The sequence below is a fragment of the Aquisphaera insulae genome (assembly GCF_011064615.1).
Classification (GTDB): Bacteria; Planctomycetota; Planctomycetia; order Isosphaerales; family Isosphaeraceae; genus Aquisphaera; species Aquisphaera insulae.
In genome coordinates, this window is sequence record NZ_JAALJH010000070.1 from 27,552 (window position 1) to 49,198 (window position 21,647).

The 21,647-nt window shown below is 66.2% G+C and carries 24 protein-coding genes and 1 tRNA gene; 14 read left to right on the forward strand and 11 right to left on the reverse strand.

Annotated elements, in window-relative coordinates:
• Nucleotides 1-11: 11 nt before the first annotated feature.
• Together msrQ and G6O54_RS27370 are read left to right on the forward strand one after the other, a co-directional pair.
• A complete protein-coding gene (msrQ, locus tag G6O54_RS27365) occupies nt 12-1,715 on the forward strand; it encodes a protein-methionine-sulfoxide reductase heme-binding subunit MsrQ (RefSeq protein ID WP_165230544.1) in 1,704 nt (567 codons plus the stop codon).
• Nucleotides 1,716-1,861: 146 nt separating this feature from the next.
• A tRNA-Sec gene (locus G6O54_RS27370) sits at nt 1,862-1,960 on the forward strand.
• Between the two features lie 25 nt (nt 1,961-1,985).
• Here G6O54_RS27370 and G6O54_RS27375 read toward each other — a convergent pair.
• On the reverse strand, nt 1,986-2,756 hold the full coding sequence (locus tag G6O54_RS27375) for an aspartyl/asparaginyl beta-hydroxylase domain-containing protein (RefSeq protein ID WP_165230547.1): 771 nt from the start codon (nt 2,754-2,756) through the stop codon (nt 1,986-1,988).
• A gap of 255 nt (nt 2,757-3,011) precedes the next feature.
• Between G6O54_RS27375 and G6O54_RS27380 the strand changes: the two genes are divergently transcribed.
• The 9 genes from G6O54_RS27380 (at nt 3,012) to prmC (ending at nt 10,498) form a co-directional block, all read left to right on the forward strand.
• Nucleotides 3,012-3,677: a lysophospholipid acyltransferase family protein gene (locus tag G6O54_RS27380; RefSeq protein WP_165230550.1), complete on the forward strand. Its 666-nt coding sequence runs from the start codon at nt 3,012-3,014 to the stop codon at nt 3,675-3,677.
• 114 nt (nt 3,678-3,791) lie between these two features.
• A complete protein-coding gene (locus tag G6O54_RS27385) occupies nt 3,792-4,280 on the forward strand; it encodes a DUF2752 domain-containing protein (RefSeq protein WP_165230553.1) in 489 nt (162 codons plus the stop codon).
• Between the two features lie 34 nt (nt 4,281-4,314).
• Nucleotides 4,315-5,028 carry a hypothetical protein gene (locus tag G6O54_RS27390; RefSeq protein ID WP_165230556.1) on the forward strand — a complete coding sequence of 238 codons (714 nt, stop codon included), beginning with the start codon at nt 4,315-4,317 and terminating at the stop codon, nt 5,026-5,028.
• A gap of 264 nt (nt 5,029-5,292) precedes the next feature.
• Nucleotides 5,293-6,075: a ThuA domain-containing protein gene (locus tag G6O54_RS27395; RefSeq protein ID WP_165230558.1), complete on the forward strand. Its 783-nt coding sequence runs from the start codon at nt 5,293-5,295 to the stop codon at nt 6,073-6,075.
• A 469-nt stretch (nt 6,076-6,544) separates the two neighbouring features.
• Nucleotides 6,545-7,153, forward strand: coding sequence for a redoxin family protein (locus G6O54_RS27400; protein ID WP_165230561.1), 609 nt, complete (start codon nt 6,545-6,547; stop codon nt 7,151-7,153).
• A 106-nt stretch (nt 7,154-7,259) separates the two neighbouring features.
• Nucleotides 7,260-7,814 (forward strand): TlpA family protein disulfide reductase, encoded by a 555-nt coding sequence (locus G6O54_RS27405; RefSeq protein WP_165230564.1) that lies wholly within the window; start codon nt 7,260-7,262, stop codon nt 7,812-7,814.
• 140 nt (nt 7,815-7,954) lie between these two features.
• The gene (gene rpmE, locus G6O54_RS27410) at nt 7,955-8,197 is read left to right on the forward strand and encodes a 50S ribosomal protein L31 (protein ID WP_165230567.1); all 243 of its coding nucleotides are present in this window, start codon (nt 7,955-7,957) and stop codon (nt 8,195-8,197) included.
• A gap of 284 nt (nt 8,198-8,481) precedes the next feature.
• Complete coding sequence (gene prfA / locus G6O54_RS27415) at nt 8,482-9,549, forward strand: peptide chain release factor 1 (RefSeq protein WP_165230570.1); 1,068 nt, start codon at nt 8,482-8,484, stop codon at nt 9,547-9,549.
• A 49-nt stretch (nt 9,550-9,598) separates the two neighbouring features.
• Nucleotides 9,599-10,498, forward strand: a complete 900-nt coding sequence (gene prmC / locus G6O54_RS27420; protein ID WP_250847114.1) for a peptide chain release factor N(5)-glutamine methyltransferase — start codon at nt 9,599-9,601, stop codon at nt 10,496-10,498.
• Nucleotides 10,499-10,530: 32 nt separating this feature from the next.
• On the opposite strand, the gene G6O54_RS27425 is transcribed toward prmC, so the two are convergent.
• The 8 genes from G6O54_RS27425 to G6O54_RS27460 all read right to left on the reverse strand — a co-directional run bounded on the left by G6O54_RS27425 (nt 10,531) and on the right by G6O54_RS27460 (nt 17,015).
• Complete coding sequence (locus G6O54_RS27425; RefSeq protein WP_165230573.1) at nt 10,531-10,929, reverse strand: type II toxin-antitoxin system death-on-curing family toxin; 399 nt, start codon at nt 10,927-10,929, stop codon at nt 10,531-10,533.
• 1 nt (nt 10,930) lies between these two features.
• Nucleotides 10,931-11,137, reverse strand: a complete 207-nt coding sequence (locus tag G6O54_RS27430) for an Arc family DNA-binding protein (RefSeq protein ID WP_205679058.1) — start codon at nt 11,135-11,137, stop codon at nt 10,931-10,933.
• On the reverse strand, nt 11,134-11,592 hold the full coding sequence (locus tag G6O54_RS37470; RefSeq protein ID WP_205679059.1) for a hypothetical protein: 459 nt from the start codon (nt 11,590-11,592) through the stop codon (nt 11,134-11,136). The genes G6O54_RS27430 and G6O54_RS37470 overlap by 4 nt, the downstream gene beginning before the upstream one ends.
• Nucleotides 11,589-11,819, reverse strand: a complete 231-nt coding sequence (locus G6O54_RS27440; protein ID WP_256369008.1) for an addiction module protein — start codon at nt 11,817-11,819, stop codon at nt 11,589-11,591. Before G6O54_RS27440 ends, G6O54_RS37470 begins: the two co-directional genes overlap by 4 nt.
• A gap of 113 nt (nt 11,820-11,932) precedes the next feature.
• A complete protein-coding gene (locus G6O54_RS27445; protein ID WP_165230579.1) occupies nt 11,933-13,303 on the reverse strand; it encodes a cell division protein ZapB in 1,371 nt (456 codons plus the stop codon).
• Between the two features lie 136 nt (nt 13,304-13,439).
• Nucleotides 13,440-14,351 (reverse strand): serine/threonine protein kinase, encoded by a 912-nt coding sequence (locus G6O54_RS27450; RefSeq protein WP_250847115.1) that lies wholly within the window; start codon nt 14,349-14,351, stop codon nt 13,440-13,442.
• Between the two features lie 266 nt (nt 14,352-14,617).
• Entirely contained in the window at nt 14,618-16,270 is a 1,653-nt protein-coding gene (locus G6O54_RS27455) for a hypothetical protein (RefSeq protein ID WP_165230582.1), read from the reverse strand.
• The gene (locus G6O54_RS27460; protein WP_250847116.1) at nt 16,260-17,015 is read right to left on the reverse strand and encodes a fused DSP-PTPase phosphatase/NAD kinase-like protein; all 756 of its coding nucleotides are present in this window, start codon (nt 17,013-17,015) and stop codon (nt 16,260-16,262) included. Before G6O54_RS27460 ends, G6O54_RS27455 begins: the two co-directional genes overlap by 11 nt.
• A 151-nt stretch (nt 17,016-17,166) precedes the next feature.
• Here G6O54_RS27460 and G6O54_RS27465 point away from each other — a divergent pair, with 151 nt between their 5' ends.
• Nucleotides 17,167-17,619, forward strand: coding sequence for an excisionase family DNA-binding protein (locus G6O54_RS27465; RefSeq protein WP_165230586.1), 453 nt, complete (start codon nt 17,167-17,169; stop codon nt 17,617-17,619).
• Between the two features lie 3 nt (nt 17,620-17,622).
• Nucleotides 17,623-18,189, forward strand: coding sequence for a PIN domain-containing protein (locus tag G6O54_RS27470; protein ID WP_165230589.1), 567 nt, complete (start codon nt 17,623-17,625; stop codon nt 18,187-18,189).
• Nucleotides 18,190-18,362: 173 nt separating this feature from the next.
• Here G6O54_RS27470 and G6O54_RS27475 read toward each other — a convergent pair whose 3' ends face one another.
• Nucleotides 18,363-19,775 (reverse strand): DUF429 domain-containing protein, encoded by a 1,413-nt coding sequence (locus G6O54_RS27475; protein WP_165230591.1) that lies wholly within the window; start codon nt 19,773-19,775, stop codon nt 18,363-18,365.
• 119 nt (nt 19,776-19,894) lie between these two features.
• The gene (locus G6O54_RS27480; RefSeq protein ID WP_165230594.1) at nt 19,895-20,584 is read right to left on the reverse strand and encodes a Uma2 family endonuclease; all 690 of its coding nucleotides are present in this window, start codon (nt 20,582-20,584) and stop codon (nt 19,895-19,897) included.
• A 134-nt stretch (nt 20,585-20,718) separates the two neighbouring features.
• Here G6O54_RS27480 and G6O54_RS27485 point away from each other — a divergent pair, with 134 nt between their 5' ends.
• Complete coding sequence (locus tag G6O54_RS27485; RefSeq protein ID WP_165230597.1) at nt 20,719-21,264, forward strand: RNA 2'-phosphotransferase; 546 nt, start codon at nt 20,719-20,721, stop codon at nt 21,262-21,264.
• Nucleotides 21,265-21,647: the final 383 nt, after the last annotated feature.

Below are 21,647 nucleotides of genomic sequence, written 5' to 3' on the forward strand. Positions count from 1 at the left end.
AGGCATTGCCGTTGAAGATCGACCGATTCACCAGGGCCGTGGTCCTCCTGAACTGCACGGTGCCGGTCGCCCTCCTGGGCTGGGACGCCTGGGGCGGCCGCCTCGGTGCCAACCCCGTCAATTTCGCCATCCGAACGACCGGCATCCTCTCTCTCATCTTCCTCGTGCTGTCCCTGACCGTCACGCCGGCAAGTCGGATCACCGGCTGGGGGTGGCTCGGCCAGTTCCGCAGGATGCTGGGCCTCTATGCCTTCTTCCACGCCGCGCTCCACTTCCTCCTGTTCTTCGCCTTCGACCGCGCCGGAGATGTTCGGGATACGGCCTCGGAGATGGCCAAGCGGCCCTACCTGCTGGTGGGGACGGTCGGCCTGGTCCTGATGATCCCCCTGGCCGCGACATCGACCAATCGCATGATCAAACGGCTCGGGCCGGCGAGATGGAAGGCCCTGCATCGGCTGGCCTACCTGGCGGCCACGGCCGGGGTTCTCCACTTCTACATGCTCGTCAAGGCCGACACGAGCCGGCCGATCGGCTTCGCCACCGCACTCGGCGTGCTGTTCCTGTACCGCCTGGCTGCTCACTACATCCGGCTCCGACACGACGCCCGGACGTCACGATCCGCTCCGACCGCCCAGCACGCCTCGCGGCCGCGTCCCTGGGCCGGGCCCTTGAAGGTTGCACAGGTCTTCGATGAGGCGGCGGAGGTACGCACCTTCCGATTCGTCTCGACGACCGGCTCGCGGCTGCCGTTCGACTTCCTCCCGGGACAGTACTTGAACTTGACGCTGTCGATCGACGGCATGACCGTGCGTCGATCCTACACGATCGCCTCGTCTCCTTCCCGTGCGGCTTACTGCGAGCTGACGATCAAGCGGGAGCACCGAGGGCTCGCCTCGCGACACCTGCACGACGCCATCCGCGAGGGCTGCGTGCTCGACGTGCGTGCCCCGGCCGGCAAGTTCACCTTCACGGGCATGGAGGCCGAGAGCATCGTCCTGATCGGCGGGGGCGTGGGGATTACCCCGCTGATGGCCAAGATAAGATACCTGACTGACCTGAGCTGGCCCGGAGACATCGACCTCGTATTCTGCGTCAAGACCGAGACAGACATCATCTTCCGCGACGAATTGGCTTTCCTGGCACGCCGCCACCCGAACCTGCGCGTCACCATCACGCTGACCCGCGACGAGGGGCCCCGCTGGACTGGGGAACGCGGCCGGATCAGCGGCGCGATGCTTGGGCGGGTTGTCCCCCAGATCGCGGACCGTCGCGTCCACCTCTGCGGGCCCACGGAAATGGTCGAGGCCACGCGATCGATCCTCCGCGAACTCGGCGTACCCGATGGTTCGATCCTGGTTGAGTCGTTCACCTCACCGAGCCGAGATCCCTCGCCGGTCGCATCGGCCACGCGACGGAACGCCGCGACCACGGTAGCGATGGATCCGGGAACGGGAGACGCCTCGATCCGCTTCACGCGGTCTCACAAGTCCGGGCCGGTCGACGTCGATCAAACGGTGCTCGACGCCGCCGAGGCGCTGGGCGTGAGCATCAACTACGATTGCCGCGCGGGCATCTGTGGAGAGTGCAAGGTCAGGCGGCTGGCCGGACACGTTGTCATGGACGCGGAGGACGCTCTCACCACCACCGACCGAGAGAACGACGTCATCCTGAGCTGCCAGGCTCGCTGCATCGACCACGTTGAGGTGGATGCGTAGACGCCGGCCGAAGGCCTCTCATGACGACGATCGTCGGGGCCCGGGGCAGGCCGGCGGTCTGTCACGACTCCTTGACTGGGAAACGGGCCATCGGCTAGCCTGTGCCCGGCATTGGTTTAGGTCAAACCGGCCAGCCAGCCCCATGGGGGAGCGTGTCCGTCGCTGGTGCGTGGCACGGTCTTCAAAACCGTTGAGGGGTCGCGAGAGCGGCTCCTGGTGGGTTCGATTCCCATACGCTCCCGCCATCACGACCACCCCGGCCGGCGTCGTTCACCGGGACGCGCCCGCCTCCTCGCCGGTCGTCGCGGGAGTAGCTTCCGGGAGGCCCGGCGGCTTCATGGCCGCCAGCTTCCTCGCGATCTGGCCGCCGTAGATCGGCTTCATGACGGCCTGGGCCGCGCGGTTGACCATGTCGAAGGGCTGCGGCATCGGCCGGCGAATGTCGACGATCAGGATGACCCGGTCCTGGGCGCAGGTGTTGTAGACCTCGTGGTTCCAGCTATCGTCGAAGAGGATGCTCTCCCCCTCCTTCCACGTGTAGACCTGGTCCTTGAGCCGGATCGACGGCGGGTTCTCGTGGGGGACGACGAGGCCCAGGTGGTACCGCAGGTAGCCCCGGTAAGGCCCCTCGTGCGCCGGGATCGACTTGCCCCCCTCCAGGATGGAGAAGAAGGCCTCGAAGAGGCCCGGGATCCGGTCCAGCAAGGCGACGGTCCGCGGGCAGCGGTCGGCGAATCCCGCCGGCTTCACGCCCATGAGGTTGAGCGGATAGACCTTCCAGTCCCGGTCCTTGTCCACGGTCCCGGAGATGTAGGTCTGCATGGCGTCGAGCTCGTGGTAGCGGGGGATAGAGGCCCGCTCCGGGAGCACCGCCAGCAGCTCCTCGCGAATCACCGGGAAGCTCCGGTCCAGCTCCAGCAGCTCGGGGCGGGTCGCGGCGATGTCGTGGAAGATCGGCCGGCGGGCGCCACCGGTGTGCAGGTCGTAGAACCGGTTCAGGGGGACCAGGAGCTTCTCGTAATCGAAATGATCCAGCAGCATGCGTTCACTCCAGCACCTGGGTGCAACCCGCGAGAGGTCGCGGGCCGACCCACGCGGCCCGTCGGGTTCACTCAAAGCCCCCAGTGTGACACAAATCACGGAAAAAGTGTCGTGAAATCGTGTTCAGGAGCGGGAGAGGAGTGCGGACGCTTCCCCACCGCCGATGGAATGGACTGGCCGTCCCGGGGGCTTTGGCGTAGGCTCCGCGGGTGAATTCGGCGGATTCCGTGTCCAGGGAAGGAAACGGAGGACGGCATGAAGATCCAGCATCCGCTCCTGATCAAGGCGGTCGGCGTCGCCGGCTCATTCCTGGTCCGGCGGCTCGGGGAGACGATCGACTACCATTTCCGGTACGAGGATCCGCTCGTGGATCCGGAGGTGGCGCGGCGGCTCGGGCACCGCTACATTTACGCCTTCTTCCACGAGGTGATGCTCTTCCCGGCCCATTACTGGGCCTGGCCGACCATGCACATCCTGATCAGCGATCATCGCGACGGCGAGCTGATCACGCAGGTGGTGAAGCGGCTGGGATTCGGCGTGGTCCGGGGCTCGACCACGCGCGGGGGAGCCCGGGCACTCCGGGAGATGACGACGAAGATCGAGCACGACAACCTGTGCGTCACGCCGGACGGCCCGCGCGGGCCACGGCGGCACGTCCACCAGGGGCTCGTCTACCTCGCCAGCCGGACCGGCCTGCCGGTGATCGGGGCGGGGATGGCGTTCAAGGATCCGTGGCGGGCGAGGAGCTGGGACCGGTTCGCCGTGCCGAGGCCCTTCAGCAAGGCCGCGTGCGTGGCACCGGCCGCGGTGGTCGTCCCCCCGGACGCCGATCGCGACGCACTCGAATCGTGCCGGCTCGAGGTGGAAACCCGGATGAACCGGGCCATGGACGAGGCCGAGCGGTGGGTGGAAACGCTGTAGGGCGATTGGCATTGCCAGCCCGCGGGGTCCGCGGTAGCTTACGCGAGCATTTCCAGGTTCTCGCCGCGCGGCCCGCCATTCTCGGCCGGCGGCGGATGAAGCGATCGGCCACCGATGGACAGGCACCCGTGTGATCGACAGCGGCTCGAGGGGGGCGCCCGATGGCTCCTGCTCCTGCTGGCGGCCGTCCTGCTCGGGCTCCTGGCGGTGTCGCGATGGTTGGTGGAACCCGACCCTCGCGGTTACGGCACTCACACGCAGCTCGGCCTGGGCCCCTGCGCCTTCCGGGAGTTGACGGGTCGTCCCTGCCCGACGTGCGGGATGACGACGGCGTTCGCCTGGATGACGCGCGGAGACCTCGGCCGGTCGTGGCGGGCCAATCCGGCGGGGTGCGTGATCGCCCTGCTGGTGGCCCCGGTCGCGGCCTGGCTGCTCGCTTGCGTCCGGTGGAGGAGGCCGATCGGGACCCGGACGATCGGCGGCCCCTTGATGGGGCTCGCGGTGGCGATCGTCGCCCTCGGCCTCGCGTCATGGTCCCTAGGTGTCCTCGGTGTTCTCGCCCCGCCGGTCGCCCCGGGTCCCATCCCGGCCAGGCTCCGGTAAGCCGGCACCCCAACCAAGGAAGGAGGGGGGAAGGATGACCCCTCGCACACTCGGAAGGTTGCGGCACGTCGCCGCCATGGTGCTCGTGGCCGGCGGCCTGTTCGCCACGGCGGGCTGCGACCCCCGACCGTTCTTCTACTTCCTCCAGCCGTTCGAGCCCACGATCCCCGCCCCGGGGCCCTCGCTCGCCGGCAAGAAGGTCGTCGTGCTCACCTACGGCACGGCCGCCAGCCAGTCCGAATTCCCGGGGATCGAGCGCGAGCTCAACACCCAGTTCGTCAACAACCTCAAGAAGAAGGCGAAGAAGATCACCATCATCGAGCCGAAGAGGGTCCAGACCTGGATGGAAGCCCATCCCAACTCGACCGACCCCTCCGAGGCGGCCAAGGACTTCGAGGCGGACGTCGTCATCATGCTGGAGATGGAGGCCTTCCGGATCCAGGAACCGGGCGACCTGAACGTCCTCCAGGGGACCTCCAACGTCCACATCAAGGCGGCCGAGATGGATTACCCCAAGAACGCCAAGGGGAAGCCCATCAAGGACCAGCCCAAGGAGTCGCACGAGATCTACGACCAGTATCAGGAGAGCGCCTTCCCCGTCCGCGGCCCGGTCCCCATGGAAGGGGGCGTCGGCCGGATGGCCTTCAAGAACAAGTTCATCCAGGTCGTCGGCGCCGAGTGTTCCTGGCACTTCGTCGAGCACTCGGAGGACGACGTCATCCAGGACGTGAAGTTCAGCCAGCGCTGATCGCGACGCCCCCGATCGCCGGCTCGACCCAACGCGGAGCCCGCCTCGCCTCTCACGGCCGGCCGGGCTCCGCGACGTTTCGAACTTTTCCGACCCGCGAGGGCAACGACTTGCAGCCGCCCGTGTTGCGGTATACTATGGACTTGCGGTCATAAACCCACCGAGGACGCCGTGCGCGATCCTCCTCAACCTGCCCCCCGCCTCGCACGGTCCGGCCCACCCGTTGGCTCGGCCGTCCATCCGAGATTCAGGAGCCTCTTCGTCATGCGCGTCGATCGTCGATCGTTCGTGCGCACCATGGTCGGAGGATTGCCGACCGTCCACCTCCTCGGCTCGATGGAATCGCGCGGACAGGAGACGAAGCCCACGGAACCGCAGGCGAAGGATCGGCCGCTCCGCATCCGACTCTGGTGCGAGAGGACCGCCCCGAAGGCGGTCTATCCCGACGACATCGACGGCGCCCTCGCCGACCACCTGGGGCGCCACGAGGGGGTGGCGATCGCCCGGTCGCGCCTGGGAGAGCCGCTGGCCGGGCTCTCCGACGCCGTGCTCGACCAGACCGACGTCCTCGTCTGGTGGGGGCACCTGCGGCACGACGAGCTGCCCGACGACCGCGCCGCGGCGGTCGTCCGGCGCGTGCAGGAGGGGCGGCTGGGCCTGGTCTCGCTCTACGCCTCGTGCTGCAGCAAGCCGTTCAAGCAGCTCATGAAGACCTCGTGCGAGCCGGGGGGCTGGCGTGAGGACGGCCGGCCGGAGTTCGTCAGCGTCAAGGCCCCGAACCATCCGATCGCCCGCGGGATCACCCCGTTCACGATCCCCAGGACCGACATGTACTCCGAGCCGTTCGCCGTCCCGGAGCCGGAGTCGGTGGTCTTCGTCTCGTCCTGGGAGAAGGGCGAGACCCTCCGCAGCGGCCTCACCTGGACCGTCGGCAAGGGGCGCGTCGCCTACCTGAGGACCGGCCCCGACAGCTACCCCGTGCTCTTCCATCCTTCGGTGAGGCTGGCCGTCACCAACTCGGCCCTCTGGGCCGGCCGACGGACCTAGATCCCGGTCATCCTTCGGAGGTCGGGGTGAACGGCGGACAGGGATGTCCAGCCTCGGGGATCATGGACAGGCCCTGAGGGCGATTTCCGGGGCCAGGCATGCCCGCCCGCCCCTGTTCTCCCTCATGAATTCCTGATACCAAGCACGCACCAACACCAACCAAGTAGCGGGATTTTGACCCGTTGACTACGGCAGGTGTGTCGTCCAATAATCTCCCTGATCTTCGCGGTGTCGGATGCGTCGCGAGGGTCGTGAGGGAACTGCCGCCACGCCGGATTCGCCGGCCCCCCCGATCCGCTTTGTCGCTCTTGTACACGGCAACCCCCCGCGGTTGCGTTCCAAGGCACCACGGGATTTCGTCGACCGACTGCGTCGCCGACCTGTCTCGCGTCTCGGAGTGAGTCCCCGGGCAGGCCATATAGGGATGGCCCGTCCCTCGTGAATCCAACACAGACTGGAGAGTTCAACGATGCGGAAGGTGCTTCTGAGCCTGGCCCTCGTCGCGATGGCCATCCCGGCCTTCGCCGCCGACCACTACAACAAGAAGGTGAAGATCGGCGACAAGGCGCCTGACTTCTCGGGCATCCCGGCCGTCGCCCCCAACGGCGAGACGACCAGCCTGACGCTGAGCGACATCAAGGAGGACGTGGTCGTCCTGGTCTTCCTGGCCAACCACTGCCCGGCCGTCCTGGCCGCCGATGACCGCATCATCGAGTTCACCTCCGAGTACAAGGACAAGCCGGTCAAGGTCGTCGCCGTGGCGGTCAGCGATGCCGACGAGGACAAGATCCCGGGCATCAAGAACCACATGAAGGAAAAGAAGATCAACTACACCTACGGCTACGACGAGACCCAGGCGATCGGCAAGGCCTACGGCGCCAGCAACACCCCGCACTTCTTCGTCCTCGACAAGGCTCGGAACATCCGCTACATCGGCGCGATGGACGACAACGTCATGAACGAGACCAAGGCGACCAAGCACTACCTCAAGGACGCCGTCGACGCCCTGCTCGCGGGCAACGCCCCGGCCCTCGAGGAGACCCGCCCGGCCGGTTGCGGCATCCGCTACAACAACTGAGCCTGAACGCGATCGGGACTCCCAGTCCAGAGAGCCGGCGCGGGCTTCCGCGCCGGCTCTGTTCGATTCCACGGACTCGACGCCTTCCACCCGCAGGAACGACCTCATGAAGTCAACGTTCATCGCCCTGTCGATGGGTCTTGCCGGTATCGGATTCCTGCTCAACTCCGGGCCCGGCGCGTCCGCGGAGGACGGCAAGGCCGGGCCGGGCTCCGCGGTGAGGCTCGAGCGCCTCAAGTGGGTTGCCTTCAAGGAGCGGCTCGCCGCCGCCAAGTCGTCGAAGCTCACGGTCGTGGACGCCTGGGCCACCACCTGCGGCCCCTGCAAGGAGAACTTCCCCCACCTCGTCGAGATGCACAAGAAGTTCGGGGGCAAGGGCCTGAACGTCATCTCCCTCACGCTCGACGACCCGACCGACGCCAAGGCGGTCGCCGCCGCCGAGAAGTTCCTCAAGGAGAAGAACGCCGATTTCACGAACGTCCTGCTGGACGAGAACTTCGGCGACGGCTACGACCGGCTCGACATCAACGCCATCCCGGCCGTCTTCCTCTTCGGCCCCGACGGCAAGGAGCTGAAGCGGTTCACCATGGACGACCCGGATCACCAGTTCACCTACGCCGACGTGGAAAAGGAGATCGCAGCGCGGCTCGAGGCGAAATGACCCTGGGAAACCGCGGGCCTTCGTGATATCATGGCTCTCTTGCCCCGGAGGCCGGCGGCTTGACCCGGTCGTAGGATAGACGTGACCGGACCTGAACTGACCAATCGAATCCCTCTCACGCGAATAGCGGATCGACTGCGATGAAAGACGGAATCCATCCCAAGTACGTGGACTGCACCGTGACCTGCGGTTGCGGCAACTCGTTCCAGACCCGCAGCACCAAGCCCAAGATCATGGTGGAAGTCTGCTCCAAGTGCCACCCGTTCTTCACCGGCTCGGTCAAGTTCGTGGACGCCGCCGGCCGGGTCGACAAGTTCAACAAGAAATTCCAGGGCACCTACGGCAAGGCCAAGAAGGAAAAGGCCGAGCCCGCCAAGGCCTAGTGCCCGGATCTCCTGTCAGGACGGCCCGCCGCGCGACCCCCTCGGGGCGTCGCTCGCCGGGCCTTCTGCGTTTCCGGCATCGCGGTCGCCCCCAGGGGCGTGGGAGCCCAGATGGCCTGGGTGGCCGTGGTGGAAGACCACGGAACCGCCTCGGCCCACGTGCCAGCCCAGGCCGGCGCAACGGCTCGCTCCTTGTGGTGTTTCACCACGGCCACCCAACTTCTGGCGCCCGCGATAGTCTCGTCGACTTCTACCCTCAGCCACCCGCTCCACGGATTCCTCCCGTGTTCGAGAAGCTCCAGGCCGATTACCAGAGGTTCCAGCAGATCGAGCGCTCGCTCCTGGACCCGGACGTTACGGCCGACGCCTCGCGGGTGACGTCCCTGGCCAGGGAGCGCGGCACGCTCGCCAAGCTCTGCGTGCCGTACGGGAAATACCTCGAGCTGGGCCGTCAGATCGACGAGGCCGAGACCCTCTTCGAATCCGAGACCGACGCCGAGATGCGGTCCTACGCCGAGGGGGAGCTCTCCGGCCTTCGCGGCAGGCAGGCGGAAATCGGCGAGTCGCTCCGCGACCTCCTCTACGACCGCCAGGCCGGCGCCGACCACGCGGCCCTGATCATGGAAATCCGGGCCGGCACCGGCGGCGACGAGGCGGCGCTCTTCGCCCGCGACCTCTACGAGATGTATCGCCGGTTCGCCGAGACCCAGGGCTGGAAATTCGAGCTCCTGGACATGGAGGCCACCGAGCTCGGCGGCTTCCGCGAGGTCTCCTTCAGCGTCACCGGCGACGCGGCCTTCCGCAACCTCCAGTTCGAGAGCGGCGGCCACCGCGTCCAGCGCGTGCCGCAGACCGAGGCCCAGGGGCGGATCCACACCTCGGCCGCCACCGTCGCCGTGCTCCCCGAGCCGGAGGAGGTGGAGATCGACATCCGAACCGAGGACCTCCAGATCGACGTCATGCGGTCCGGCGGCCCCGGCGGCCAGCACCAGAACAAGACCGAAAGCGGCGTCCGGATCACCCACCTGCCCAGCGGCCTGGTGGTCAATTGCCGCGACGAACGCAGCCAGCACAAGAACAAGGCCAAGGCCATGCGGATTCTCCGCAGCCGTCTCTTCGAGCAGATCCAGGAGAACGCCCGCTCCCAGCGCGACCTGGCGCGGCGGACCCTGATCGGCTCCGGCGACCGCTCCCAGCGGATCCGGACCTACAACTTCCCCCAGAACCGCGTCACCGATCACCGGATCAACCTGACGCTCTACAACCTGGACCAGGTCATTCAGGGCAACCTGCTGCCGCTCACCCGGGCGCTCATCGACCACGACCGCCGGGAGTCGCTCGGCGACCTCTGATCCGACCGGACCAAACCAGCCCAGACCGAACCTCGGAAGGATCCGTGACGTGACGAGCGATCGCGAGACGAGGCCGGACGACGAGCCCTGGACGATCCGCCGGCTCCTGACCTGGACCACGGATTTCCTCACCCGCCGAGGCGCGGAGAGCCCCCGCCTGGACGCCGAGGTTATGCTCGCCCAGGTCCTGGGCTGGGAACGCGTCCAGCTCTATACCCACTGGGAGGACATCATCGGCGAGCGGGCCCGCGGCGAGTTCCGCGACCTGGTCCGCCGCCGCGCCGAGGGCGCCCCGGTCGCCCACCTCGTCGGCCGCAAGGAGTTCTACTCCCTGGCCCTGGAGGTGAGCCCCGCGGTCCTGATCCCCCGCCCCGAGACCGAGTTCGTCGTCGTCGAGTTCCTCGACGCGGTCAAGGTGATCGACGCCCCTCGCGCGGTCGACCTCGGCACCGGCTCCGGCTGCGTGGCGATCGCCTGCGCCCACCAGAAGAAGACGGCCCGCATCGAGGCGATCGACCTCTCTCCCGACGCCCTCGCCGTCGCCCGCCGCAATGCCGAGAAGCACGGCGTGGCCGACCGGATCCGGTTCCACCAGGGGGATCTCCTGGCCCCGGTCGCCGACGAGCCCCCCTTCGACGCGATCCTGTCCAATCCCCCCTACATCCCGACCGCCGACATCGCCACCCTGGAGCCGGGCGTCCGCGATCACGAGCCGCGAATGGCCCTCGACGGCGGCCCCGACGGCCTCCGCGTCGTCGCCCGCCTCATCCGCGACGCCGCCCCCCTGCTCCGCCCCGGCGGCCACCTGATCCTCGAGATCGGCACCGCCCAGGAACAACCCGTGCGGTCCCTCATCGAGGCCGCCGGCGCCTACCGGCTGCTGCCCACGGTCCACGACCTGAGGAATCACCCGCGGGTGATTCACGCGGTGCGAATCGAAGAGACCTGAAACGGCTCCCACCGCGAGACCATCCGGGCCCATCAGAGGGAACGCCTCACCTCGCCGAGATGATCACGTAGCCACTCGGTAAACGCTTCTCGCCCGAGCCGGCTCGCAGCCACGTCGAGGACGATGCGCTCTTGCTCATCGATCGACGCGACGATTTCAAACCCATTCATGACCAGGAAGGTTTCCATGGCCGCGTGCCCAATTCGCTTGTTGCCGTCCACGAACGGGTGGTTCATGACGAGCGAAAAGCCCAGGGCTGCGGCCTTCTCCACGATCGTCGGGTACAGGTCCGCTCCGCCGAAAGTCATTCGCGGCTGGGCGAGCGCAGAGTCCAACCCGTTGATGTCACGAACCCCCGAACCACCTCCCGATTGTTCGACGACCATTCGGTGCAGTTCCAGGACCTCGTCCATCGTCAGATAACGCGTCATGCTACGCCAGCCGCCGGTAGAGCTCGCGGTTCTTCTGGAGGACATAGGTAGCAGCCGACCCGAAGTCCTGCCCGGGACGAGCCAGCCACTCCTGGACGCCGGACCGCAATAACTGCTCGGGAGAGATCCCGGCCTCTCGGGCCCGCTCACGCAGTTGTTGCGATTGCTCTTCCGGGAGTTCGATCGTGAAGGTATCCATGGTGCTCACCGTGAGTTTTCCGCGGGATCTCGAAGTCGATCGCGAGCAGCAACGACCAGTGCTTCGTAATCCGGTTTGAAGGGATCTACCAGTGAAGTCTCGAGCAGAGCCTGGAGGTTCCAGAGGGCACGCTGCTCGGCTTGGTTCCGGATGACAAGCGAATCCTCATCCTGGAAGCGCGTCAGAAACTCAAAGAGCACGAGGGCTTCATCGTGTGTAAGTTGCAGACGGACTGGCTCGCTCCTTGGTTCGACTCCTCCAGCCATTCGTGTTCGTCCTTCCCCATGCACGTCGAACATCGCGAAGAACCGTCGCGTAAAGCTCCGGCGTCCGGCTGATCCGCTCCAGCGCGTCCTGACGCGTTCGATCAGTTCCTCCCCGCGACCCGTGTGCTGCTCGTACCAGGCAGCCGCCTCCACGAACCCCCGATCAGCCTCCGGACTAAGGATGACGGGGAGGTTCATGGACGGATTCGCTCAAGGGACTTCGATTTGGCCTGTTCCCAGGGGATGCCCGCATCGGGATTCCTGTCGAGTTCCTCGATCCGACGCTCGAGCTCGGCTTTCATCTCGACCGTCAGGTCGGGCTCATGGCCTTGGTCGGCAAGGCGGTCCCACAGGTCCTGAACCAGCCGCACCCGGTCATCGATGGGCCAGGACTCGACTTCATGAAGGACGACTTGATAGTCCATCGTGGATCTCACCGGAATGGCAACATTGTGCGACTGGTCGACTACATCCGATAGACTATGACATCCTTCAAATCATCGCCATTAAATAATCCACACACATAAACATCGGTGTATCACCATTTCACTCGCCAGACTCCCCCGCCAGTACAAGAGCCACAGTGATGGAGAGTTTTCCAGTCACCCTTGCCTTCCAAGCGAATAATCCCTTTGCGTGCCTTATCGGCCTTGTGTGCCGATTGCCAACTATTGTGGCCGCAATCCTTTACGAGTTCCATCTTGTCATATTTCTCGGGATGGCCAACGCACTTATAGAAGCGGATATCACCAGCTTGCGGCCCCTCGTCCTCCTCCGGATCGCGCGGCCCCACGGGGGCTATCACGGGTGTTGGCTGAGGATGATATCGGGCTACAAGCTCAGCGTTGTTCAGTCGATCACGGACCTCCTCTAACTCTTGAACGAGTTTCTGGTTACGCTGTGCCAGAGATTCCACTTTCAATCGAAGCTCATCGTTCTCCTTTGCATACGACTGCTCGATCGCCTCGTATTCGGGGTCGTGGACGACCGGGCGCCTCACGCTGCCCAGGAATCTGACGATCGCCGCCTGCTGGATTGCGTCGATCTCCCGAGGACGCATGACGCTTAACGCAGACGTTTGCATGACGAGTTGTCGTAGTTGGCGCCGAAACAGTTCGCGTGTAGCGTCGAAATCCTCACCGTAGGCGCGTAATCGCCCGAAAGTCCATAGGGGATGATGGAACGGATCGCCGCCGCGTGAGGCGCCGGGCCAGTAAAGACGCACCCCCCCGGAGAAGCACGACCAGCGCTTGCCCAGAGTCGCCGTGAGGGCCCAGGCGGCATCCGCATCGATTACGAACACGTTCGCCAACCCGACCAAATCGTAAGCTACAGTGCGATCAAGTCCGGGCAACACCAGCCCGTTATCGTCCTCGGCGATCACGAGTAGCGGTATGGTCCGATTCGGATCGATAACCTGATCCGCGAGCCATTCCCCATCATCATCTCCCTTCACGTGATTCAGGGCCAGTAGCTGGCTCGAGCCGTGGAACCAATCTCCGCCCAAAGCCAGGAGGGCCCTGATCACGCGAGGACAGCGCGGGTCGATCGGCACTGGCCGGATCGCGCTGACGTTCAGTCCCGCCTCAATCGATACATGAACTGAAATCCTGCTGCCCGTGTCAGTCGCCGAGACAGACGTGATATGCCGCGTACCGTTGGCATCAACTTCATCCAGCCGGAGGATCTTCAAGCAGCGATCCCCGTCGTCGACATCCTCCCAGTCGAATTGGCCCTGTCCCCCATCCTCGGGATTAAATGATCCGGAGATGCTCTCGGTATCAGCAGCTCCCTTTGATTGGAGCCATTCCCGGCAGGCGTCGATGCATCTAACGAACACAGCTCGGCGCGCTTCTTGTGACTCAAAATCGTCCCGACGTTCGAGTAGATAGGCAGCGACCTTCTGCATGGTGGCTTTCACTCCACGCAAAGCCACGGGACGTTTATGAAGGAGCTTCGGCGCCAGAACTGGACTTGCGGCCAGCTTTGCACGCTCTAAAACGTACCCGCAGTCTAAACTCTGAGCGATTCGATTCTCGACTCCCTCACCCGTGCTCCGCCGGCCGCGGCCGCTTGGCCGGGATCGAGCGCAGGTGCGGGCCCAGGGTCGCCAGCGACGGCCAGCGGTCTTCCCGCTTGCGGGCGGTCAAACGCCGGAGGACCTCGCAGAGCTCCTCGGAGAGCTTCGGCTTGACCTTGGCGGGGTCGATGGGGTCGACGTTGAGGCGCTGGAGCATCGTCGCGGACGAGCCGGCGGCGGAATAGGGGAGCCGGCCGGTCAGCAGCTCATAGGCCACGACGCCCAGGCTGAAGGTGTCGATGCGCTCGTCGATCGGCTCGCGGCGGATCAGCTCCGGGGCCATGTACTGGAGCGTCCCCGTCCGGTTGCCGGGGCCGCGGAAGGCCGGCGTGTTGGGCACGGCCAGGCCGAAGTCGATCAGCTTCACCGCGTGGTCGCGGTTGAGGAGGAAGTTCCGCGGGTTGATGTCGTGGTGGATGAAACCGGCCTCGTGCACGGCCGCCAGCCCTTCCGCGGCCTGGGCGATCCACTCCACCTTCTGCGCGGTCTTCCCCAGCTTCGAGTCGTGGATGTACTGGAAGCTGTAGCCCTCGATGAACTCCATGACCAGGTACTGCTCGCCCGCCGTCGTCTCGCCGTACTCGAACGTCCTGACGACGCTCGGATGCACGACCTTGACCGCGATCGCCCCCTCCGGGGGCCGGGCCTCCTCGCGGGATGCGCGGGCCGCCGCCGCCTCGTTCTTCTGCCGGAGCTGCACCTTGAGGCAGACCGTCCGTCCCGCCTCGTTGTCATGGGCCTTGTAGACCTTCGACATGCTCCCCTGGCTGGACGCATCCGCCAGGATCGCGAACCGCTTCTGGATGTTCACACGCTTCCGGCAGACGCCATCCGCCGTGGGACCCGGTGTCAGGATCTCCATGAGTTTTGCGAGCATGATGGCAGGCTCCCGTGAAGCGGCTCAGGTCGGGGTTCCGTCCGGCTGTCCGGGGTCTCTGGCGGGCGTTGCGGCCTGGAATCTTGCGGGCTGGCGACCAGAAGAGGATCCTGGCAGGCCGCGGATGATGGGAGTTCGCAAGCACCGGCAATCGCTTGATAGAAATTCTCCCAAATTCAAACGGATCCGGCGAGAGTGCGTGACCCCGGCATGCCAGAAAGAACACGCACGCAATCACTTGCCGCAAGGTTCGGGGGGCTGAGGTCTCATTCCTCGGCTTTCCGGGGGAGGATCGCGCCCGCGGGCGTGACGAGGGTCCCGGGCGTGCGGGCCAGGATGCGGACGCCGCCGTCGGCGTCGGTGAAGCGGGCGACCTTGAGGAGCCTGGGGGCCAACTCGGGCCAGTTCTCGAATTCCGATTCGAGAAGGAGGACATGCCGCGACTCGCCGTTCTCGGGATAGGCGAGATGCATGGGAGTCCGGAGCTGGCGGACCGGGCGGCCGGTGGCGAAGGCGAGCTCGGACGGCCACTCGTGGAGCGTGTGCACGGTCCAGTTGGGGAGCACCCACTGGCCGATGGCGCGCCCCCATGGGCCCTGGCCGTGTCGGTAGTTCCACTCGGGGACATAGTAACCCCAGTGCACCAGCTTGAGGCTCGCGGCCAGCAGGAGCATGGCGACCGCGGCCCGGCGGCTCGAGCCTTCTTCCACCCCCAGCCAGGTGAGTGCCAGGAGCGGGATGGCCAGGACCGCCGCGGCGATCCCCACCGGCCGGTAATACGAGAAGACGAGGAGCCAGAGATACTCGCCGTACACCAGGGTCATCAGCCACAGGAGCGAAAGGCCGAAGGCCATCGCGAGGAAGGCCCGCCGCGGCCCCCGGGCGAGCGTCCCGGTCCACGCGGAATCCAGGACGGTCCCGGCCGCGAGCATCATCCCCGCGAGCGCCGGGATCCGGGCCGCCTGGGAGATACCCGGGACGACCGTGCCGACCACCAGGCAGGCGATCGCCGCCTGGGCCCAGCCCTTGACCAGGAGGCGGCCCCGGGGCGACCAACCCCCGCGGATCGAGGAGGACCAGGCCAGCAGGGCGAAGGGGCCGAAGGGGAGCCCCAGCCCCAGGAGTTTCGGGGCCAGGAACCAGTCGGGGCGGAGTGTGAAGGGGAGCGCAAGCGCCGCCGCCAGGGCCTCGGGCGTCGCCGCGACGAGCGCCCAGGCCGTCCAGACGGCCGCCGCGGACACCGTCGGAACGAGCAAACGGGCCGAGTACCCGGCCTCGCGCCGGCCCAGGACCAGCACCGCCAGCAGCACGACCACGACCGGCGGCCAGCCCCCCGCCAGGAAGGCGAGGGCCGTCCAAGCGCCGGCGGCCCAATCCGAACCCTTCGAAAGCAGGCGGTCGATCGCGGCCACGACCGCAAGGCCCGGGAGGAAGTCCAGGCCGATGCCCCCGGAATGATCGATGACGCCCAGCGACCCCAGCCAGGCCAGGCCGACGAGCACGCCGCAGCGGGTCCCAAGCTCCTGGACCGCCCGCCGGGCGAGGATCCAGCCGATCGCCGCGGCGGCCAGGGCCGACGGCCAGAGGACGATCCCCGGCAGGGCGTCGCCGAGCTCGCCAAATCGCCCGGCGAGCCGCGAGAGCGCGACCTTCGCCGGCCAGAGCTCCGGCGCGTATCTCCCGTAGACCTGCCCGATCGGCCCGAACGGCTCGCCGGCCGCCAGCCCGAGCCGGGCATCGGCCGGGCCGAGCTCGAGGTTCCCGGCGCCGATCAGGACGAACCCGATCGTCAGCGCCCCGATCAGCGGGGCGATCCAGGCTCCCCCAAGGGCCAGGGGGAGGGTCAACCGGGCGTCGGCGCGGAGCACGCGGTTTCTCGGCGGGCCGGCCACGGCCGCCCGGTTCGGCTCAACGATCATTCGCGTCCTCCCTGGGCGGCACCACGTCCGGCAGCGGCTCGACATCGGACTGAGGCTCGACCTCAACCGGCGTGCCGTTGCGGTCGTCGATGGTCTGCGGGTTGTGCAGCGCCAGCGACGGCTTGTTATGGGCCATCGCGTAGATGTAACCGGCGATGTGGCCGTCGCGATACGCCTGGCGCTTCAGCTCGGCGGCGACGTCCTCGATCGTCCAGCCGTCGCGCTCGTAGCGGTACATGGCCACCGCGGATCCGGTCCGGCAGGTCCCGCGAGCACAGTGGACCAGGACGGGCCGGCGTGCCGGGTCGTCCACGACCTCCAGCACCTTGCGGAACTGGGCCTCCTCGCCGAAGCCGTCGCCCGGCATCGGGAGGTTCACGAAGCCGACGCCGAGCTTGCCGGCGAGCTCCCGTTCCGCCTTCATCTCCCGGCCGGGCAACTGGAAGTTGACCACGGTGCGAATCCCGTAGCGCTCCACCGCGGCGGCGAGCTGGTCGCCGGTGAGCTGGCCGCTCCGGTAGAGGATCCCGGGCTTGACCGTGTCCCAGTGATCCCAGACGAGCCGGCCCTGGCGGTCCAGGTGGATCATCCACCCGGTCACGCCGACCCCGGCCAGGACGAGCAATCCGAGCACCACCTTGCGCATCGCAACGAGCCCCGCGACGGGAATTCGGGCGAGTCCGGAAACGGACCGACAGCCCAGGACGTCCCGCCCGGCGCGCACCCCGCGCAGCGAGCCGGCCATCCCTGGCGGATCGGGCCGGCATGGTAGGTCAGGAGCGTGAAAGGGTCAATCCGAACCGGTGAGCGAACGGCGGACCACGATTGTTTCGTATATTGCGATTATAGCCCGGACGTGCTACTGTAGAGCGAAGGTGTCCAAGGAGGACTCGGGTATGCAATTACTCAACGGCAACGAGGTGATCACGCCGACCAAGGCTGATGCAGCCACGGCTGCCGAATCAGGCCGGAGGTTGGCGGCCCATCTCGACGCCGACGCCTCGCTTCGCCTGGAAGTGAAGGGTACGAGCGAGGAGTTGACGCTTCCGCCCGCGGCCGCGCGTCTGCTCGTCCGCGTCCTGACCGAGCTAGGACAGGGCCACGCGATCACGGTAACTCCGCTCGGTGCCGAGCTGACGACGCAGCAGGCGGCTGACCTGCTCAACGTGTCCCGCCCCCACCTGGTGAAGCTCCTGGATCAGGGGGCGATGCCGAGCCGCAAGGTGGGGAGCCATCGGCGGGTCAAGTTGACCGACCTGCTGATCTATAAGAAGGAGACGCTGGCGAAGCGCCACGCGACCCTCGATGAGTTGGCCGCGTTGAGCCAGGAACTTGGCATGGGTTACTGACCGGTGCCGCGAATCGTCCTCTTCGATGCCTGCGTCCTCTACCCGGCGCCGCTCCGAGACCTGCTCATGCGACTCGCCCTGACGGGCCTGTTCCTGGCCCGTTGGACGGAGGAAATCCACGACGAATGGACCCGGAACGTCGCGGCCAATCGCCCCGACATCTCGCCGGAGAGCCTCGCCCGCTGCCGAAGGCTCATGAACGAGCATGTCCCCGACAGCCTTGTCACCGATTACGAGTCACTTATCCCGAGCTTGAACCTTCCCGACCCCGACGACAGGCATGTGCTCGCGGCGGCGATTCAGAGCGGTGCGGGAATCATCGTGACGTTCAACCTGAGCGATTTCCCCGCCGCGGTCCTGGCGGGCCACTCCATCGAAGCGATCGGGCCCGACGATTTCATCGTCAGCCTGTGGGGTGAGTCTCCCGCCGCAGTGCTCGATGCGGTTCGTCGTCAGCGAACCGCCTTGAAGAACCCGCCCAAGGCGGCCGAAGAGTTCCTCGCCACGCTCGAACAGTGCGGCCTCCCGGTGACGGTGGCTCGCCTGAACGGCCATGCGAGTGAGATTTAACGGCGGGCCCGAATCCGAGAATCAGTGGCCATGCACCCAGGTATAGAGGAAGGAATCAGCGTCCAGTAAGCCGTGGCCACTCAAGGAATCCAGGGAACCAGCGGCCGCGCGCAAACTGGAGCAGGAATCAGTGGCTGGGAATCACCTCGGCTATCCTCTCAAAATTGCCAGACCTACGCCTCGTGGGTGCCTGGCCTTGGACGCCTTCTGGCCTTAGACGCCCTCTGGAGGGCGTCTAGATTCCCAGGGCCGATAATGTGCCCGTCATCAGGGCGAATGGGGTCTTGCCAGACATGATGCCGGCCGCCGGCGTAGCTCAGCGAGGTTGCGAGACAGATCATGCTGTCCACGACGTCATCGAGCAGCTTGCCGCCACGGTACTTGTCCGGCGCAATTCGCCAAGTGGCGTCCGAATACATCCAGTTAATCGCGTGCTCCACGAGGGCGATCCAAACTGCCCGGTCGCCGGAGTCCGCCGCGAACCCATTCAGGACGGTGCGAGTGAGGTCGGCCACCTGCTGTGCCGAGAGGGCTTTCCCACGCTGTTCCTTGTAACACTTCACCTCGGCCGCAGTGAGCGATCCCTCAAAGCGCCTCAGCCGCTTCATAGCCCAGATCGCCTCAGCGGGAAAGCACTCGATCACGAGCCTCGCCGCTGCGCGGTCGGCTTCCGTCCACAAGTGAAATCCAAGTTGGTCGAGCCCGGCTAGCAGGCTCATGACTCGCGGTGCGAGCGGGGCGCCTGGCTGAATGTTCGGGTGCCAGTTGTTCGAATCGCCAGCGGCCCTGTCAATCCGTTGTCGTTGTTGGCTGAGATGTCTCTCGCACGCTCTCAGCTCGATAGTGCCCGCCGGAGGCTGAGCGGCCCTCGTCGGGATGCCAGGACGATGCGCAGCCTGGATAGGCGCATCGATGGCGAACACGACACGCTCGGCGGCACTATGTTTTTCGAGCACCACCTCAACGGCCCGAAGGAGTTGACTCGCGTCTGGGTCGCGATTGTGGAGTGCGATTCGTTCGAGATGGGCTGTCAGGCTGAAGGGCTGGTCGGGACGGCGCCTGAGTAGCGCGAACGCTAAGCAGTCGTACCGCGAGTCTCGATCGGCCGCGGAGCCGCCGAACCAAGCGATGTCCAAGCCGATGCAGAGGACCGGCCCCGCCCACATCGCTCGCTCGCCGCACACGACATGCATTCCGCGCGGTGGCGTGGCTGTGTGTGGAGGCGCTGGTGGGTGAACGGGAGCCGAAGGAGGCATAACGGGTGGTGGGGCAGACGCGACACCAGCAAGTACGGTGCCCCCGACGGCGAGCAGTTCTACCCGGACACGCTGACCGCGATGCGCTTCCCACCACGCTCTGTCCGCGTCGCTGGGCAATGTAAACGCCGTCGTGGGCTTAGGATTCTCGCCTTGGGCGGCGCGGGTGAGGACGCGGACGCCGAGTTCGGTGATGTTGATAGTGATCCTTGCCGCCACGGCCAATCGGTGTGCGAAGGCACAGTCCGTGTACCAGAACTGGTTGTCCCGGATTCGGTACGCCGGATCGACGGCGATGGGAGCCGGGGGCGGGGCGCTGGGCAGATTCATCTGCTGGGCTCTTTGGTTCGCTCTCGGATTATGAGGATCTTGGTCGCACTTTGGACAAGGCGAGTTCGGTCGGTGAGGAGTTCAACACGGCCCGGCACGCTCAACATCGACTCCCGGCGTCATCGCCGGTTCAGTCGATCCACGAACGCGGTGTGCTCGGCCGAGGCGATCCCCTGTCCGAGTATCGCCTCCACGCGCGGCAAGTCCTCGCGAAGCAGGGCATCACGATCGAGCCAAAGGCCCGGGAAGACCTCGCTGCGAAGGATGCCATCCTTGCCCGGCGGTAGTGGGTCGAACCGGCCATCCCGCAGGACGAACCAGTCCAGGGCTACGTCCTCGATCCGCCAGAGGATGAACTCGCGGACGCCGCTCCGCCGGTAGACGCGCGGTTTCTTCCAGGCGTCCAGGCTGACGCGGCTCAGGGCAACCTCGGCGATCAGCTCGGGCGCTCCCTGAATCAGGTCATTCTCGCCGAAACGGGCCGAGCCTCCCTGCCCGGGTCGGATCATCAGGAGGCTATCGGGCCGGAGTAGATTGTCGAGATCGAGGAGCACGCTCGCACGGTCCCGCGTCTCGAGATGGGCCGTCCTCGACCGATAGGTCTTGAGCCAGGTGCCGAGGAGAGCGTGAGCATCACCGTGCTCGGGGGGGCTCGACGAAGGCAGATAGACTTCCCCTTCGACCAACTCGGCCTTCTTCGGGTCAGGCATCGCGGCGCAGCGGCGCCGGAATTCGCCCAGCGGGAGTGTGTCCCCGTGCTCGAGTCGCGGGATGTCAACCTTCTGGCTCCCCGGGATCCTGGTGTCCATGGCGATCCACACTCTCTGAGACGGGGCTTGAGGCCGGGTCCACGCTCCTGCCATGATAGGATGGCAAGAGCCACCGTGACAGGTCGGCGAAACAGATCGAAACCGGTCGCTTTGTCCAGGTCGAACTCTCCACGATGGCGGACCTCGTCCGAACCAGCAAGTTCCTCTCCCTGGTCCTGCGGCACAAGCCGGAGGAGATTGGCCTCACCCTGGACGCAAACGCCTGGGCGGACGTGGCGGAGTTGATCCGTCTCGCCAACGACCACGGCGTCCGGCTCACGCCCCCCCTGCTCGATCGGATCGTCGCGGAGAACGAGAAGAAGCGGTTCGCGTTCAGCGACGACCGCACCCGAATCCGGGCCAGCCAGGGGCACTCGATCGCCGTCGACCTGGACCTGCCGCCGACGCCGCCCCCCGAGCTCCTCTATCACGGCACCGCCACCCGCTTCCTCGAGTCGATCCGGGCCGGCGGATTGCACTCCGCGAACCGCCAGCACGTCCACCTCTCGCCCGATGAGGCCACCGCCACGAAGGTCGGCCGGCGCCACGGCAAGCCCGTCGTCCTGATCATCCGCGCCGCCGAGATGGCCCGGGCCGGCCACGTCTTCTACCTCTCGGCGAATGGCGTCTGGCTGACCGGGCGCGTGCCCGTCGCGTTCATCACCTTCCCGGCTCCCTGACCCGATCGCCATTTTCCGGAATTTGGTGAAACTCGGAGGCGAGAAATCGGGACTGTATTCCGTAAGGGATACTCCATGCCGAGATCAGTCCAGCCCCCCCAGGCGTTCATCCATGGCTACAAGCGATCGACTCTTGCCGCGCGAAGTGACGTCCAGGACGAGACGATCCTGGCCGCCAGGCCACACTCGGAACCAGGAACCAGGATCTCAATTCACGGAAAATCGACCACCAAAGCCAATTCAAAAAACAGACCTTAACTCGTTTTATAGTATAGGTTTAATGGCTCATCAACGGCCGCGAAGCGGCGACGAACAAAGCCAATTTCGATTCTCGGCCGTCGCACCTCGTTGGTCGAGTCGCCTCAAAACGACGTACAATCCCC

Coding starts and splice junctions, on each gene's coding strand:
- G6O54_RS27405 (WP_165230564.1), top strand. CDS start 7,260: ATGAAGTCAACGTTCATCGCCCTGTCGATGGGTCTTGCCGGTATCGGA.
- G6O54_RS27465 (WP_165230586.1), top strand. CDS start 17,167: ATGCAATTACTCAACGGCAACGAGGTGATCACGCCGACCAAGGCTGAT.
- rpmE (WP_165230567.1), top strand. CDS start 7,955: ATGAAAGACGGAATCCATCCCAAGTACGTGGACTGCACCGTGACCTGC.
- G6O54_RS27390 (WP_165230556.1), top strand. CDS start 4,315: ATGACCCCTCGCACACTCGGAAGGTTGCGGCACGTCGCCGCCATGGTG.
- G6O54_RS27480 (WP_165230594.1), bottom strand. CDS start 20,584: ATGGACACCAGGATCCCGGGGAGCCAGAAGGTTGACATCCCGCGACTC.
- G6O54_RS27450 (WP_250847115.1), bottom strand. CDS start 14,351: ATGCTCGCAAAACTCATGGAGATCCTGACACCGGGTCCCACGGCGGAT.
- G6O54_RS27460 (WP_250847116.1), bottom strand. CDS start 17,015: ATGGCCGGCTCGCTGCGCGGGGTGCGCGCCGGGCGGGACGTCCTGGGC.
- G6O54_RS37470 (WP_205679059.1), bottom strand. CDS start 11,592: ATGAACCTCCCCGTCATCCTTAGTCCGGAGGCTGATCGGGGGTTCGTG.
- G6O54_RS27385 (WP_165230553.1), top strand. CDS start 3,792: ATGGACAGGCACCCGTGTGATCGACAGCGGCTCGAGGGGGGCGCCCGA.
- G6O54_RS27485 (WP_165230597.1), top strand. CDS start 20,719: ATGGCGGACCTCGTCCGAACCAGCAAGTTCCTCTCCCTGGTCCTGCGG.
- G6O54_RS27400 (WP_165230561.1), top strand. CDS start 6,545: ATGCGGAAGGTGCTTCTGAGCCTGGCCCTCGTCGCGATGGCCATCCCG.
- G6O54_RS27475 (WP_165230591.1), bottom strand. CDS start 19,775: ATGAATCTGCCCAGCGCCCCGCCCCCGGCTCCCATCGCCGTCGATCCG.
- G6O54_RS27380 (WP_165230550.1), top strand. CDS start 3,012: ATGAAGATCCAGCATCCGCTCCTGATCAAGGCGGTCGGCGTCGCCGGC.
- G6O54_RS27440 (WP_256369008.1), bottom strand. CDS start 11,819: ATGGACTATCAAGTCGTCCTTCATGAAGTCGAGTCCTGGCCCATCGAT.
- G6O54_RS27375 (WP_165230547.1), bottom strand. CDS start 2,756: ATGCTGCTGGATCATTTCGATTACGAGAAGCTCCTGGTCCCCCTGAAC.
- G6O54_RS27425 (WP_165230573.1), bottom strand. CDS start 10,929: ATGACGCGTTATCTGACGATGGACGAGGTCCTGGAACTGCACCGAATG.
- G6O54_RS27455 (WP_165230582.1), bottom strand. CDS start 16,270: ATGATCGTTGAGCCGAACCGGGCGGCCGTGGCCGGCCCGCCGAGAAAC.
- G6O54_RS27445 (WP_165230579.1), bottom strand. CDS start 13,303: ATGCAGAAGGTCGCTGCCTATCTACTCGAACGTCGGGACGATTTTGAG.
- G6O54_RS27395 (WP_165230558.1), top strand. CDS start 5,293: ATGCGCGTCGATCGTCGATCGTTCGTGCGCACCATGGTCGGAGGATTG.